Origin of the sequence: Streptomyces sp. NPDC059455 (genome assembly GCF_042750115.1) — a bacterium.
GTDB classification, from domain to species: domain Bacteria; phylum Actinomycetota; class Actinomycetes; order Streptomycetales; family Streptomycetaceae; genus Streptomyces; species Streptomyces endocoffeicus.
The window spans coordinates 1-13,685 of the sequence record NZ_JBHYVB010000213.1; the positions used below are offsets into that span (position 1 = coordinate 1).

General features: G+C 74.0%; 13 protein-coding genes and 1 pseudogene. 3 read left to right on the forward strand and 11 right to left on the reverse strand.

Translation table 11 applies throughout. The features are described from left to right. From ACFXB5_RS44485 to ACFXB5_RS44520, 8 genes and pseudogenes are all read right to left on the reverse strand, one after another. Positions 1-2,417 (reverse strand): annotated as a pseudogene (locus tag ACFXB5_RS44485) (hypothetical protein); the annotation flags it as partial. A 64-nt stretch (positions 2,418-2,481) separates the two neighbouring features. Further along, complete coding sequence (locus ACFXB5_RS44490; RefSeq protein WP_385219551.1) at positions 2,482-3,342, reverse strand: hypothetical protein; 861 nt, start codon at positions 3,340-3,342, stop codon at positions 2,482-2,484. A gap of 67 nt (positions 3,343-3,409) precedes the next feature. Beyond that, positions 3,410-4,942, reverse strand: coding sequence for a hypothetical protein (locus ACFXB5_RS44495; RefSeq protein ID WP_385219527.1), 1,533 nt, complete (start codon positions 4,940-4,942; stop codon positions 3,410-3,412). Between the two features lie 130 nt (positions 4,943-5,072). Further along, positions 5,073-6,116, reverse strand: a complete 1,044-nt coding sequence (locus ACFXB5_RS44500; RefSeq protein ID WP_385219553.1) for a DUF2891 domain-containing protein — start codon at positions 6,114-6,116, stop codon at positions 5,073-5,075. 110 nt (positions 6,117-6,226) lie between these two features. Next, positions 6,227-6,871, reverse strand: a complete 645-nt coding sequence (pcp, locus tag ACFXB5_RS44505) for a pyroglutamyl-peptidase I (protein WP_385219529.1) — start codon at positions 6,869-6,871, stop codon at positions 6,227-6,229. A gap of 14 nt (positions 6,872-6,885) precedes the next feature. Further along, positions 6,886-7,854: a DUF979 domain-containing protein gene (locus ACFXB5_RS44510; RefSeq protein ID WP_385219531.1), complete on the reverse strand. Its 969-nt coding sequence runs from the start codon at positions 7,852-7,854 to the stop codon at positions 6,886-6,888. Continuing rightward, positions 7,851-8,573, reverse strand: coding sequence for a DUF969 domain-containing protein (locus ACFXB5_RS44515; RefSeq protein ID WP_385219533.1), 723 nt, complete (start codon positions 8,571-8,573; stop codon positions 7,851-7,853). Before ACFXB5_RS44515 ends, ACFXB5_RS44510 begins: the two co-directional genes overlap by 4 nt. A 141-nt stretch (positions 8,574-8,714) precedes the next feature. After that, on the reverse strand, positions 8,715-9,545 hold the full coding sequence (locus ACFXB5_RS44520) for a GntR family transcriptional regulator (RefSeq protein WP_385219535.1): 831 nt from the start codon (positions 9,543-9,545) through the stop codon (positions 8,715-8,717). A gap of 160 nt (positions 9,546-9,705) precedes the next feature. Between ACFXB5_RS44520 and ACFXB5_RS44525 the strand changes: the two genes are divergently transcribed. Genes ACFXB5_RS44525 through ACFXB5_RS44535 form a run of 3 tightly spaced genes read left to right on the forward strand, consistent with a single transcriptional unit; the run spans position 9,706 to position 12,040 of the window. After that, on the forward strand, positions 9,706-10,485 hold the full coding sequence (locus ACFXB5_RS44525; protein ID WP_385219536.1) for a LamB/YcsF family protein: 780 nt from the start codon (positions 9,706-9,708) through the stop codon (positions 10,483-10,485). Continuing rightward, positions 10,482-11,132, forward strand: a complete 651-nt coding sequence (locus tag ACFXB5_RS44530) for an allophanate hydrolase subunit 1 (protein WP_385219538.1) — start codon at positions 10,482-10,484, stop codon at positions 11,130-11,132. Before ACFXB5_RS44525 ends, ACFXB5_RS44530 begins: the two co-directional genes overlap by 4 nt. Next, positions 11,129-12,040: a biotin-dependent carboxyltransferase family protein gene (locus tag ACFXB5_RS44535; RefSeq protein ID WP_385219539.1), complete on the forward strand. Its 912-nt coding sequence runs from the start codon at positions 11,129-11,131 to the stop codon at positions 12,038-12,040. The genes ACFXB5_RS44530 and ACFXB5_RS44535 overlap by 4 nt, the downstream gene beginning before the upstream one ends. Here the strand turns inward: ACFXB5_RS44535 and ACFXB5_RS44540 are convergent. From ACFXB5_RS44540 to ACFXB5_RS44550, 3 genes are all read right to left on the reverse strand, one after another. Further along, complete coding sequence (locus ACFXB5_RS44540) at positions 12,037-12,303, reverse strand: WhiB family transcriptional regulator (RefSeq protein ID WP_385219541.1); 267 nt, start codon at positions 12,301-12,303, stop codon at positions 12,037-12,039. The genes ACFXB5_RS44535 and ACFXB5_RS44540 overlap by 4 nt on opposite strands. A 241-nt stretch (positions 12,304-12,544) precedes the next feature. Beyond that, positions 12,545-12,742 carry a hypothetical protein gene (locus tag ACFXB5_RS44545; protein WP_385219543.1) on the reverse strand — a complete coding sequence of 66 codons (198 nt, stop codon included), beginning with the start codon at positions 12,740-12,742 and terminating at the stop codon, positions 12,545-12,547. 469 nt (positions 12,743-13,211) lie between these two features. Next, entirely contained in the window at positions 13,212-13,526 is a 315-nt protein-coding gene (locus tag ACFXB5_RS44550) for an ankyrin repeat domain-containing protein (protein WP_385219545.1), read from the reverse strand. Positions 13,527-13,685 lie beyond the last annotated feature (159 nt).

Consider the following 13,685-nt stretch of genomic DNA (forward strand, 5'->3'; position numbering starts at 1 on the left):
GCGGGGGGGTCGGGGCCATGGGCGACCCGACCCCCACCCGGCCGCGGGGCCCGCGACTCCGCCGCGAGCGGACGACGCCCGGGGGTCTCTCCGGGGCCCGCCTCCGTGTCCTCAACGGACGCCGCTCCATGGCGAGTGGGGCGCGTCTCCTCCGCCTCGCCCACCGGTCCGGCATCCGTCCGTGCACCGCCGAAGGGGGCGGGGCCGTCCCCCGGGCACGGCTCGGCGCAGTCCTCTCCCGCGAAACGTTCGCGGATGTCGGTGGGGGGCTCCTCGGGGGCGTAGCCGTGGTCGTGGGACGCGGGCTCGCCGTCCACGGGGATCGTGTGGGCGGAGGGGTCCGCGCGGAAGGCGGCGGGGAGTTGGGAGAGGCCGACGTCGTCCGTGTCCTCCTCGTCCACATGGACCGTGATCCACCCGGCGCGGTCGGAGTCGGTCGGCAGGGCTCGGGCGCCTCGGCGGCCCACGCCGTCCGCGTCCGGGATGCGCACCGTCACCCCGCGCGCCGCGCGCGCGTCCGCCGGTGACGGGCGAGTGGTGGTGCCGCGGGGGGCGGGGACGGTGGCGGAGGACTGTGGCAGGCCCAGCAGTTCGACCAGGCGCTGCTCCGCGCCCAGCGCCTCCGCGGCGCGCTGTTCCGCGTCGTACGCGGACTCCGCGGCCCGCGCCGCGTCCACCGCTCGCGCCGCGGCCAGTTCGGCGCGGGCCTCCTCGGCGGCGGCCGACTTCGCGTGGTCGGCGGTGCGCCGGGCGGTCTCGCGGGCCTCGTCGAAGGCGGCGACCGTGGTCTTCTCGGCATCGCTCGCGGCGAGCGCGGCGCGGGCCGGGTCGGCGTCGGGGGCGGAGTCGTCGAGCCATCCGGCGCGGACGGCCTCGGCGGTCTCCTGCTCGACCTCGGCGAGCCGCTGCCGCAGATGCTCGGCGTCGCTGCGGGCGCGCTGGGCCGCCGTGGCGGCGGAGGTGGCGTCGCGGTGGGCGGCCTCGCCCGCCTCCTGGAGGACGGCGGACCTCTCCTCCTCCCCGTTGGCGACCCGCTCGCCGTCCTCCGCGGCCGCGTGCAGGGCGCGGACGAGGTCGGCGGCGGCCTTGGCGCGGGCGGCGAGCGCGGGCGCCGCGTCCCGCTCCGCCTCGCGGATGGCGGCGGCCACGCGCGCGGAGCGGTCGGCGGCGGCGCGGTGGCGCAGCACCGTCTCGGCGGCCTGCCAGGCGGAGTGCAGGGTGCGGGCGTCGTTGAGCTCGCGGCGCTGCGCGGCGGCGCCCTTCTCGGCGGCGGCGAGCGCCAAGGAGGCGTGCCGGTAGGCGAGTTCGGCGGCGACGAGATCGCTGCGGCCACGCGCGCCCTCGGCGTCGGTGACGGCCTCGGCGGCGGAGGCGACCCGCTCGGCGAGCTCGGCGGTACGCGCCCGCTCCTCCGCGCCGCGCGCGGACAGCCGCCGGGCGAGCGTACGGGTGCGGCGCTCGGCGCCCGCGTGCACACCGCGCGCCTGCTCACGCCGCTCCGCGGCGTCCGCGATGCGCTGGAGCAGATCGAGCGAACCAGCGGTGAATTCACGCTCGGCGGTCAGCTCGGCGCGGCGCCCCAGCTTATGGGCGAAGCCATGGACGAGGTCGGCGAGCCCGTCGGTGTCGCGGGTGTCGGTGACGGCGCGCAGCAGGAGGTCGGTGAAGTCGGAGTCGTTCTTGACCGCGAAGAGCCCGGCGGCCTCGCCCTCATCGGCGTTCATCTCCCGCTGGTAGCGGAAGAGTTCGGGGTCGAGGCCGAGCTCGCCGAGGTGTTCGTTCCAGCGCTCGTGGATCTCCACCCAGACCACGTCCAGATGCGGGTACGCCTTGACGGCCTCCGTAAGGGCGTCACGGAAGCCCTTCATGGTGCGGCGGCGGCCACGGGCGGTGGAGGCGCCCTCGACGGCGGGCCGCACCGCCGCGGACTCGGCGACCGGCAGCGAGTCCAGGCTCATCCCGGGGCCGGGCCGGAAGGAGTACCACGCCTCGGCGAACTTCCGCGGGTCGTTGGAGACCTGACGGCCGCGCCATTCGCTGACCTTGCCGACGACGACGGTCTCACCGGTGACGGTGTGCTGCCACTCCAGCGCGACATGCCCGCAGTCGTCGGCGAGCAGGAACTTGCGCAGCACACCGGAGCTGGCGCCGCCCAGGGTGTTGCGATGGCCGGGCAGCATCACCGAGAAGATCAGCTTGAGCAGGACGGACTTACCGCCGCCGTTCTCCAGGAAGAGCACCCCGGCGGGGGCGGGGCGGCGCGGCGGGCCGACCGGCTCCTCCTCGAAGAACTCCGCCTGGGTGGGCGCGGGGCTGGGCACCGGCTCGCCGACTCCGCGCAGGTCCAGCACGGTGTCGGCGTAACGCGCACCGGCCGGCCCGATGGAGTAGAGGCGGATCCGGGACAGCTCGTACATGGCGGCGGACTCTCGTTGTCGGAAGGCGTGGTGGTGACGGGCGGGTGGGGGCTGGGCGTCGGGTTCAGGAGTGGAAGGGGAGACCGGCGTCGGCCACCAGGTCGAGGTCGTCGCCCTGGTCGGGGGGCAGCAGGGTGGCGCCGCCGTCGCTGACGGGGACGACGCCGAGCTCCAGCAGCTCGGCCATGGCGGCGGAGGCCGCCATGTCGCGCACCTGGAGCTGGTAGCGGGCGGTCGTGCGGTAGGTGCCACCGGATTCGTCCCCGGTGCGCTGGAGGAAGCCGGAGTCGACCAGGAAGGCGGCGGCCTTGCCGACGATGCCGGTGGTGGAACCGGCGAGCCTGCGGGCGTCCTTGGTGGCGCCGGTCGCGCTGCGCCGGGCGTAGACCCGCCAGGCGGACTCCAATCCGGGCGCACCGGTGGTGGGGTCGGTGTTCTCCCCCTGCTCCTCGGCGCGCTCCTCCAGCCGCCGGCACGCCTGGCGGACGAAGGCGTCGACCCCGTTGACGGTGACGCGGCCGATATAGCCGTCGTCGGCGAGGTCCTCGGGGCGGGGGAACGCCAGGGCGGCGACGGCGAGATGGGCGAGACCGTGCAGAAAGCGGTCGGCGGAGTCGGTGGCGGCGCGGCGGGCGTAGTCGCCCATGCGGACGGCGAAGACGGAGTCCTCGGCGGCGGTCACCGCCATTCCGGCGCGGGTCGACACCTCCAGCACGATGAGCCCGAGCCCGGCGGCGATGGCGTCGGTGAGGCGCGCGAACGCCGGTTCGTCGCGGTGCCGGCGCAGCAGCTCGGCGTATTCGACGTCCCGCGCGGGCAACAGCTTGGGCTGGAGCCCGAAGGCCACCAGCCGCGCGGCGTCGGCCGCGTCGGCGGGCGTCAGCCCGGCCGCCGCCGGGGCGGGGGCCGGGTCCGGCGGTGTCATCTCGTCGATGTCGTATTCGGTCACGGCTGAACCTCCTCGCGCGGGGCGTACTCATGGGTCGCGGTCATCACGCCACCTCCGCGCGGTCGGCCGCCATGCCGACCGCGTCCAGCAGGGCGGTGCCCACTATCAGGTCGGCGCCGCCGAATTCGGGGTCGTCCAGTTCGGTGCCGTCGTCCACGGCGAACAGCAGCCGCTGCTCGCCCTGGCGGTAGGCGGTGCCGACCGGGGGGCTGGCGGCGTGGACGGCGAGGAGGGCGATCAGATAGGGCAGATCGGGGTCGCGGCGGCGGGCGTCGGCGAGCAGCCCGGACAGCCGTCGCGGGGCGTCCGCGGGCAGTTCGAGCAGCTCCATGGCCACCGCCAGCTGCTCCTCGCTGAAGCGGCTGTCGTCGGGGGTGGCGATGAGGTCCGGCTCGGGCATCTCCGCGCCGAGGTGCTCCCGCTCCACGGGCGGAGTGAGCAGCATCTCGACCAGGTCGCTCATCCGCACCGAGGTCGGGGTGCGCAGCCCCGTGCCGCGGGCGAAGAACGCGTCGGTGACCCGGCCCGCGCGCTCGAGGGGCAGCGGGAGGACGGGTGCCAGCAGCTGTCCGTACAGGTCGTATCCGGAGCGCGGGGCCGGGGGTGCGAAGGCCTGGCGGTCCTGCTCGGCGCGGAACAGCGGACCGGCCTCCAGCAGCCGGGACTGCAGCTGGGTGTGGCGCCGGATGCAGTCCTTGACGATGTCGACGAGTTCGGCGGCGCGCCGCTTGTGCTCGGCGCTCTCGGCCTCGTCACGCGCCTTGCGGATATTGGTGAGGATCGCGTTCTCGTGGCGGTAGCGGTCGGCGACGTGGTCGAGCGCCTCGCTGATCAGCTCGGGGACGGTGCTCAGCCAGTCGACGGCGCGGACGTTGCGCCGGGTGGCGTCGAGGGTGCGGCGCAGCGTCTCCGAATACTGCACGGTGCGGTAGCGGGCCTGCTCGGCGGCGAGTTGGGCGTCGGCGAGGCGGCCCCGGCTGATCAGGACCTCCAGCTTGACCTCGGCGGCGATCTGGGCGCTGGTGACATCCGTGTCGAGGGCGCCGACCAGGACGTTGACCGCCTCGTCGGTGGTGCGCAGATAGACGCTGCCGCCGGGCCCCGGCACCTCCTCGATCAGCTTGAAGTCGTAGTCCCTGCGGACATACACCCCATCGGGCCCGAAGATGCCGTAAACGGCGCGGAAGCCGCGGTCCACACTGCCGACGTTGATCAGGTTTTCCAGCACCCAGCGGGCGACCCGGTCGTGCTCGGCGGCGGTGCGCCCGGGGGCCTGGGCCGCCACCCGGGGCAGCAGCCTGGCCACTATCTGCTCGTGGTCGGCGCCGGTGTCGAAGTCCATGTGGAGCGTGACGAGGTCGATGGCGGCGAGGGCGACCTCCGCCATCGCGTACACCCCGTACTCCCCCGCGAGGTTGGCCTTGCGCGCGTCCAGGTCGTGCAGCGGCGCGGTGCAGGCGAGCGCGCGCAGCCGCCGGGCCAGGCCCTCGTCGGCGGCCGGGCCCGGGGCCGGCCGGGCGGCCCCTTCAGCGGTGTTGAGCTGGGGCGCGGCGGCCCCCGGGGGTGGAGATGTCACGTCGCACAGAGTAGGCGGTCGCACCGACAACGTACGAAACGGCACGGAGATCCCGCTATGACACACCAGGTCCCCCGCGCGTGGACGCGCGTACACCAGCGCGTCCCCCGCACCTCACCGATCCGTCAGTCTACGGCTCACCGGCCGGTGGTCCGTCCAGGGCGAGCGCCGCGAAGGTGGCGAGCCAGTGGTCGCCGGTGAAGTCCCCGGAGACGGTGGCCGGGAGCCCGGCGGCCAGATGGTCACGGGCCGCCGTCCGCAGCACGTCCGCGCGCGGGTCGCCGTGCGGCAGGGCGGCGGCCAGGCGGCGGAGCGCGGCGGCCCGGCTGAGGATGAGGCCGAGGAGGTGACCGATATGCGGATCGGCGGGGTCGGAGACGATGGGCGGGGTGAGCACGGTGACGGGCGCGCCCCATTCGACGCCGGGGAGGAAGCGTTCCAGCCAGCGCGCGAACTCCTCCTCCGACAGCACCCGGGAGACCGTCTCGGCCTCGGTGAGCGCGGGCGAGAGGAAGTCCTGCCCGGAGGGCTCCCAGTGGACGGGGGCGTCACGGTCGTCGGCGAACCAGTCGAGGACGGCCTCGGTGACCGGTTCGACGATCCCCTTGACGCCCGCGGCGGCCGCGCTGTCCAGGACCAGGCCGAGGGCGAAGGCGCTGTTGGTGTGGACGCCGTGCCGCACTGGGTAGGTGGCGCGTTCCAGCCATCCGCCCAGCAGTGCGCGGACGGCGTCGGCGGCCGGTTCCAGGGCCTTGGCCCAGCGCTCGCCCGCGGGCCCCGGCAGGCTCCGGCACTCGGCGGTCAGCGCGAGCAGCCAGGCCCATCCGTAAGGGCGCTCGAAGGAGGGATGGGCGCGCAGATAGTCCGCCTCGGCGGCGAGGGCATCGGCCGTAAGGTGCCCGTCCAGTACGGCGGTGACCTCGTCGACGCGGACGCGGTCGGGGCAGCGGCGCAGCAGCCGGACCAGCAGCCAGTGCATATGCACCGCGGAGTGCCAGTCGTAGGAGCCGTAGAAGGCGGGGTGGTGCCGGCGCGGCTCGACCAGGTCCTCGGGCCCGCGCAGCAGATGCGCGGGGGCGTTGGGGTAGGCCCGGGTGACGTTGGCGGTGGCGAGGGCCGCGAACCGGGCCGCGTACCGGCCGAGTTCACTCCCCGTCCCGTCCGGCTCATCCATCTCGTCCGGCTCGTCCGGCTCGTTCATCTCATCCGGCTCGTTCATCTCATCCGGCTCGTCCGCCGCGTTCATCTCATCCGGCTCGTCCGCCGCGTTCGGCTCGTAAGCGTTCAATGCGTCGCCCCCTCGGCGACGCGCAGATCGGTCCGGGTGCTCACGGCGGCCCCGATGATCGCCCGCAGCGCGTCGGCGGCCATGGTGGCGGGCAGTGCGGGTTCGGCGCCGTCCACGACCTGTTCGGGCGCGTACGGGAGGTGGACGAAGCCGCCGCGCAGGGCGGGCCGCTCGGTGGCGATGAGATGGGCCAGACCGTAGAAGACGTGGTTGCACACAAACGTTCCGGCGGTCTGTGAGACGGCGGCCGGAATCCCGGCCTCGCGGACGGCCGCGACACACGCCTTGACGGGCAGGGACGCGAAGTAGGCGGCGGGGCCGCCCTCGACCACCGGTTCGTCGATGGGCCGACGTCCGGCGTTGTCGGGTATGCGGGCGTCGTCCACGTTGATCGCCACTCGCTCGACGGTGACGCCGGGACGGCCGCCCGCCTGGCCCACGCACAGCACCAGGTCGGGGTCGGCCGCCGCCACGGCGGCGGCCAGTTCCTCGAGGGCGGTGCCGAAGACGCAGGCGAGTTGTACGGCCGTGACCTCGGTGCCGGGCTGCGGATCGGCGGCCACGAGGGACACGGCCTGCCACGACGGGTTGACGGCCGAACCCGCGAAGGGTTCGAAGCCGGTGAGAAGCACGCGGGTCACAGCAGCGGCCCCCTTCAGAAGGCGAACAGCGAGATGATGGCGATGTTGCAGACCAACAGCGCCCCGGCGGTGGGAATCTGCGCCTTGATGGGCCCGTACTGGTCCTTGAGTTCCAGCAGGGCGGCGGGCACCAGATTGAAGTTGGCGGCCATGGGGGTCACGAGCGTGCCGCAGAAACCGGCCAGCATGCCGACGGCGAGGACGACGGGCGCGTCCCCGTGCATCTGCTGGATGAGCACGGGCCAGCCGATGGCGGCGGTCATCACCGGGAAGGCGGCGAAGGCGTTGCCCATGATGACGGTGAACAGGGCCATTCCCACGCAGTAGACGGCCACGGCGACGTACTTCTGGCCCTCCGGCAGCACCTGTTCGGTGATCTTGCCGACCTGGGTGCCGACCCCCGCCTCCTGGAAGATGGAGCCGAGCACGGCGAGCAGCTGGGGCAGCAGCAGCGCCCAGCCCATCGACTCCAGCAGGCTCCGGCCGGCGTGCAGGGGCACCGCGGGCCGCCGCTCGCGCACCACGACCATGCCGACCAGCAGTCCGACGATCGCGCCGAAGCCGAGGCCGAGGATGGTCTCGCTGCCGGCCTCCAGGACCGGTTCGCCCCCGATGTGCCAGTGCTTGACGGCCGAGGCGCAGACGACGGCGACCAGCGGGATGGTGAGCGCCGGGACGAACAGCTTGCTGCCGAGCCGGGCGGCCGATGCGACGCGCTGCTCGGGCGTGGTGGTGCGCGGCACACCGCGCCCGGTGAGCGGGAAGCCGCCCAGGCAGACCATGGCGAGGACGGCGACGCCCAGCGGTTCGGCCGGGGCCTTCTTCTCCACCACCCAGCTGCTGTAGAAGAAGCAGCCGCCGAGCAGCCCCCAGAAGGCGGCCGAGCCGAGCCGCTTGGGGTTGGTGCGGTCGACAGCCATCTGGGCGGCCATGGCGAGGAAGACGGCGCCGACGAGCCAGTAGAACCACTCCGCCTTGATCACTTGGCTTCCTCCGCGGTGCGGCTGCCCTCGGCAGCGGATCGGCCGCCGGAGGCGGCGAGGTCGTGGTCCAGTGAGCGGTCCAGGCGCATCAGCCGGAAGCCGTGGATGAGGAACGCGCAGACGGCGGTGGGGATGGCCCACAGCGCCAGCTGAAGCGGCTCCAGATGGGTGTGGTACGTGGTGTTGACGAACCCGGTGATCAGCAGGATCGAGCCGATGGCCAGGAAGCAGTCCTCGCCGAAGAACAGCCCGACCGTGTCGGCGCTGGCGGAGTACGAGCGGACGCGCTCGCGGACCCGCTCGGGCAGCGGGCCGTGGCGGCGCTCCGCGGCGCCCTCGGCCATCGGCGCGACCATGGGCCGGACGCTCTGGGCCGGGCCGCCGATGCTGGTGAGGCCGAGGGCGGCGGTGAGCTGGCGCAGCAGCAGGTAGAGGGCGAGGAACCGGCCGGTGGTGAGCTTGCCGAGCCGGCCGATGAGGGTACGGGCCTGTTCCTGGAGGCCGTGGCGCTCCAGGAGGCCGATCACGGGCAGGGTGATGACGAAGATCGTCACCGAGCGGCTGGAGGCGAAGCCGTTGCCGAAGGCCGCCAGGATCTCCTGGGGCGAGAGCTTGGCCAGCAGTCCGGTGGCGATGCCGGCGACCCCCACCACCAGCAACGGGTTGCGTCGTGTGGCGAATCCGAGGATCACCACGAGGACGCCAAGGAGAACGATCATGCGTCCCGCCTTCCGCGCACAAGGACCTCACGGGGGGCGTGAGGAGAGTGCACCGGAGGCTAGGCGTTCGTTCAACGATCCGACAAGAGTCTGAAACAAACTTGTTCCGGCCTCGCCGGATCGTTTACCGCTGGGAAACCTCTATCGCCGGGACATCTTCCGCCGGTAGGCGTCGGCCAACTGCCCCTGGGAATCGTCCAGATAGGAGGCGAGCAGCCGCTCGGCCTCCATCGCGTCGCCGCCCTGGAGCACCTCCAGGATCTGGCGGTTGCGCACCAGGTAGGGGGCGTAAAAGCGGCGGGGGTCGGCCATGACATGGAAGACCAGCCGGAGCTCGGCCAGCACCGCGCGCATCAGTTCGTCGGCGCGGGGGCTTTCGGCGAGGGAGACGATCGCCTGGTGGAAGCGGATATTGGCGGTGGACAGGTCCTCCCAGGCCCGGTCCCGCGCGGCGCGCTCGCCCGCCAGGACCGCCGCCTCGACCGCCCGCACCTCGTACGGCGGCTCGCCCAGGCCGCGCACCGCCGCGCATTCGACGAGCCGGCGCACGCGGTAGATGTCGTTGAGGTCGTCCACCGTGACGACGCGGACGAAGACGCCGCGGTTCAGCTCGTGCACCAGCAGCCGCTCGTGGGTCAGCAGGCGGAACGCCTCCCGCAGGGTGTTGCGCGAGACGCCGAGCGCGCCGCCCACGCTGTCCTCGGACAACCGGGTGCCGGGCGGGAAGAACCCCTCGGCGATGCGGTCGCGCAGGATGTCCGCGACGCGCTCCGCCGTGCTGGTGCGCCCCAGCAGCGCCCGGTCGGCCTCGAGCCCGGCGGCGAGACCGGGGACCGGGGCGTACCCGGCCGGCTCCACCGGCTCCGCGGCCTCCGCCGTCCCCGGCGCCTCCGACATCTCCCGCGACTCGCCCGGCGACTCGTCCGACGGCTCGCCGGAACGGCGGTTTGCACCCTTTGCCCCGTTCGCCACATCAGCCCCTGTTCGGTGTCTCGTTCGTCCCGTATAGCGAGAAGTCAAGCCCAGAAACCGTCGCCGGACAACAAGCGTCTTGTCGGATCGTTCAACGATCGCTTACCTTGTGGTGCCATCCGCATCCCCTCACGTATCCCCCACGCCCGAACGGACGGATATGACCGCATCCTTGGCGAACCTGTCCATCGATCTCAACGCCGACCTCGGCGAGGGGTTCGGCCGCTGGCGGCTCACCGACGACGAGGCCCTGCTGTCCATCGTCACGAGCGCCAATGTCGCCTGCGGCTTCCACGCCGGGGACCCCTCGACCATGCGCCGGGTGTGCGAGCTGGCCGCCGAGCGCGGGGTGCGCGTCGGGGCCCAGGTCTCCTACCGGGACCTGGCCGGTTTCGGCCGGCGCAGCATGGACGTCCCGCCCCGGGAGCTGGCCGACGAGATCGCCTATCAGATCGGCGCGTTGGAGATCTTCGCGCGTGCCGCCGGGACGCGGGTGCACTACGTCAAGCCCCATGGCGCGCTCTACAACCGCAGCGTGCACGACGAGGCGCAGGCCGCCGCCGTGGTCGAGGGCGTCGGGCTGGCCGCCGGCGGTTCGCTGCCGGTGCTGGGGCTGCCCGGGTCCCGGCTGCACGAGGCGGCCCGTGCGGCCGGGCTGCCGGTGATCGCCGAGGCGTTCGCCGACCGCGCCTACACGGCCGCCGGGACGCTCGTGCCGCGCACCGATCCCGGCGCCGTGGTCCACGACCCGGACACGGTGGTCAAGCGCGCCCTGGGCTTCGCCCGCGACCGCGCGGTGACCTCGATCGACGGACGGCGCATCGAGGTGGACGTGCGCTCGCTGTGCGTCCACGGCGACACCCCAGGCGCCGCCGACCTCGCCCGCCGGGTGCGGTCCGAGCTGGCCGCCGCCGGGGTGCGCGTGGCGGCGTTCATATGACGGTGCGGACCCTGCCCGTCGGCGAGCACGGGCTGCTCATCGAGCTCGACAGCGGTGAGGCGGCCGAGGCGCTCCACGCCGAGCTGCTGCGCCGCGCCGCCGAGCGGCGGCTGCCCGCCGTGCGCGAGATCGTGCCCGCCGCCCGGACCGTGTTCCTCGACGGGCTCGCCGACCCCGGGCGGCTCGCCGCCGAGCTGCCCGGCTGGCGGATACCGCCCCTCGACCGGGGCGACAGCGAGATCGTCGAGGTGCCCGTGCGCTACGACGGGCCCGATCTGGACGAGGTCGCACGGCGGTGGGGGGTGACGCCCGGGGAGGCCGTACGGATCCATTCCGGCGCCGAGTTCCGGGTGGCCTTCTGCGGCTTCGCGCCCGGTTTCGGCTATCTGACGGGGCTGCCCGAGCGGTTCCACGTACCGCGCCACGCGACGCCCAGGACGCGGGTGCCGGTCGGCTCGGTGGCCCTCGCGGGCGGGTACACGGGCGTCTATCCGCGCTCGTCCCCCGGCGGCTGGCAGCTCATCGGCACCACGGACGCCGTGCTCTGGGACACCGCGCGGGAACCGGCGGCGCTGTTCACCCCCGGCACTCGCGTCTGCTTCATCCCGGTATCGGATGGCGCGGCCCCGGAAGGGGCGGCGCCATGACCGACAGCGCCTTCGTCGTCGTACGGCCGGGAGCCCTGACCACCGTCCAGGATCTCGGCCGCGTCGGCCATGCCCATCTCGGGGTGGGCCGCTCGGGGGCGCTCGACCAGCCCGCCCACCGGCTCGCCAACCGCCTGGTGGGCAACGCCGAAGGGGCCGCGACCCTGGAGACCACGCTCACCGGCTGTGCGGTGCGGCTGCGCCGCCCGGCGACGGTCGCGGTCACCGGCGCGCCCTGCCCGGTCGCGGTCGACGGCCGCCCCGTCGCATGGGGCTCGGCCGTACGGGTGCCGTCGGGCGCGCTCCTGGAGGCCGGGGCCGCCGCCCACGGGGTGCGCAGCTATGTGGCGTTCGACGGCGGTGTGGAGGCCGAGCCGGTGCTGGGCAGCCGGGCCACGGATGTGCTGTCCGGGCTGGGCCCGGCGCCGCTCGTGGACGGCGCGGTGCTGCGGCTCGGGCGGCCGCGCGGGCCGGTGCCCGCCGTGGACGAAGTGCCGCATCGGGGCGTCGCACCCGAACTGGTGCTCCCCGTGGTGCTCGGCCCGCGCGACGACTGGTTCACCCCCGCGGGACTGCGCACCCTTACCACCGGGGACTTCCGCGTCTCGGCCGCGAGCAACCGGATCGGACTGCGGACCGAGGGCCCCTCACTGGAGCGGGCGCGGGACGGTGAGCTGGCCAGTGAGGGCATGGCGCTCGGCGCGCTCCAAGTCCCGCCGGACGGACGGCCGGTGCTCTTCCTCGCCGACCATCCGACGACCGGCGGCTACCCGGTCGTGGGCGTCGTGCCGGAGCGGTATCTGGCCGCCGCGGCGCAGGCCGTCCCCGGCACTCCGGTGCGGTTCACCCCGCTGGGCCGGGCCTCCTGGGGGCCGCCTGCGCGGCGCACCGTCCCGGACGGCGTCTAACGGGCGCGCCGTGCGCCGACGCGCTCCCTGCGCTGTGCCTTGCGGCGCAGCGCGCGGCGCTCCTCCTCACCGGTGCCGCCCCAGACCCCGTGGGTCATTCCGCTCTCCAGCGCGTGGTCCAGGCATTCCTGGATCACCGGACAGCGCCGGCAGACCTCCTTGGCCAGCGTCTCCTGCCGCCGGGCGGCCGGTCCCGCCACCCCCACGGGGAAGAACAGCTCCGGATCCTCGTGCGTGCATTCGGCGTTATGCCACCAGGCCATGGCTGCCCCTTCCGTGAACGACGTTGCTGAAAGCACCCGCCGTCGGGCTCACGCACGGGGTGCGCGGGGCGGGCGCCCGTGGGTCATGCGGGCGCGTCAGGCGGGCTTTGACAAGGTTCGGGTTTCCGATCGTGGCGGCGGCAAACGGATCCGATCACGCCATGCCTCATATCGGGCTGCCTGGTTGAGCCCGGGGGCGGCCTGGGGCCCCTCGGGCATCAGTCCCGCAGTCGGCCGGGCGTCAGTCCCGCAGCCGCTCGGGCAGCAGGATGACGCTGCTGCCCGGCCGGCCGATCCACCGCGGACCGCCGTCGACCGCGACCCCCGTGACCGCGGCGGCCATCGCCAGCGCCCGCGCCGTCCAGCCGGACGGATGACCGCCGTCCCCGAAGCGATAGCGCCATGCCTCCTCCGGATCGCCCTGCTCCGGGTCGAGCATGACCTCCTCGCAGGAGCACATCGCCCCCGTCACGGGCTATGGAGGGGGTTGGAACTGCTTGTCGGGGAGCGTGTACGAGGTCGGTTTAGCTCGATCGTGTGATTGTCGCTTCCCGGGCTTGCGGTGCCGTGCAGGGGCCGGGATAGCGTAAGCGGTGCGATCTGGGACGCCGGGTGCGGTGCCAGCGTGCGGGGCCCCTGCTCCACCAGAGAGATGGTCCAAGGCCTCCCCGTCGCCTCTGGCCGTACTCAATTGGCCAGATCGCACAGGGAACTGGCCTCCCGGGATCGGACCACGCACGGGATGCGTGTCGCTGCCCCGGGGACGAGTACGCCGGGGACCAGTGCGCTCAAGACCGTTCGGGGCGTGCCAGTGTGCGGGCTCACTCCCGCTCGCTGCCAAAGAACGGTGGTCGAAGACCGAGACGGCCGCGCTGCCCTGGCGAGCTGGCGTCGTGGACGCCATCACGTCAGCCTGCCAGGGCAGCGTCCGTCTCCCGGCGCCGCCAGGGGTCGGCCCCGGCCGCGATGAGCGCCGACGCCTTCTCCCGGTCCCAGTTGCGCACCGCGTGCCACAGCGGGGTGCGACCCGCCGCGTCCGGCTGGTCCACCTCCCGTGCCACCGTGAGCAGTTCGGCCAGCACCTCGGCACTCCCCGAGCAGGCCGCGGAGTGCAGCGGCGCCATATGACCGCCGAGGACGCGGTCGGGGTCGGCCCCCGCGGCGAGCGCGGCGCGCACGGCCCGCAGATCCGTCCAGTCGTGGATGTCCTGCCAGTCGGTCATGCGTCCAATCTGGCATCCGCCACCGACAACCCGTCCCCGGCCTCCTCCGGCGGGGGGTGGGGGCCGCCCCCCCGGGGGGGGGGGTACCCGCCCGCAGCCCCCCCCCCGCCCCCCGGCGGGCCCGCGGGCGCGCGGGGCCCCCCCACCCCCGCGCGCGCG

What these genes read in the sequence shown, in the direction of transcription:
- ACFXB5_RS44490 (WP_385219551.1), bottom strand. Translation starts at nt 3,342, where the DNA reads ATGACACCGCCGGACCCGGCCCCCGCCCCGGCGGCGGCCGGGCTGACG.
- ACFXB5_RS44500 (WP_385219553.1), bottom strand. Translation starts at nt 6,116, where the DNA reads ATGGATGAGCCGGACGGGACGGGGAGTGAACTCGGCCGGTACGCGGCC.
- ACFXB5_RS44515 (WP_385219533.1), bottom strand. Translation starts at nt 8,573, where the DNA reads ATGATCGTTCTCCTTGGCGTCCTCGTGGTGATCCTCGGATTCGCCACA.
- ACFXB5_RS44525 (WP_385219536.1), top strand. Translation starts at nt 9,706, where the DNA reads ATGACCGCATCCTTGGCGAACCTGTCCATCGATCTCAACGCCGACCTC.
- ACFXB5_RS44530 (WP_385219538.1), top strand. Translation starts at nt 10,482, where the DNA reads ATGACGGTGCGGACCCTGCCCGTCGGCGAGCACGGGCTGCTCATCGAG.
- ACFXB5_RS44535 (WP_385219539.1), top strand. Translation starts at nt 11,129, where the DNA reads ATGACCGACAGCGCCTTCGTCGTCGTACGGCCGGGAGCCCTGACCACC.
- ACFXB5_RS44540 (WP_385219541.1), bottom strand. Translation starts at nt 12,303, where the DNA reads ATGGCCTGGTGGCATAACGCCGAATGCACGCACGAGGATCCGGAGCTG.
- ACFXB5_RS44545 (WP_385219543.1), bottom strand. Translation starts at nt 12,742, where the DNA reads ATGCTCGACCCGGAGCAGGGCGATCCGGAGGAGGCATGGCGCTATCGC.
- ACFXB5_RS44550 (WP_385219545.1), bottom strand. Translation starts at nt 13,526, where the DNA reads ATGACCGACTGGCAGGACATCCACGACTGGACGGATCTGCGGGCCGTG.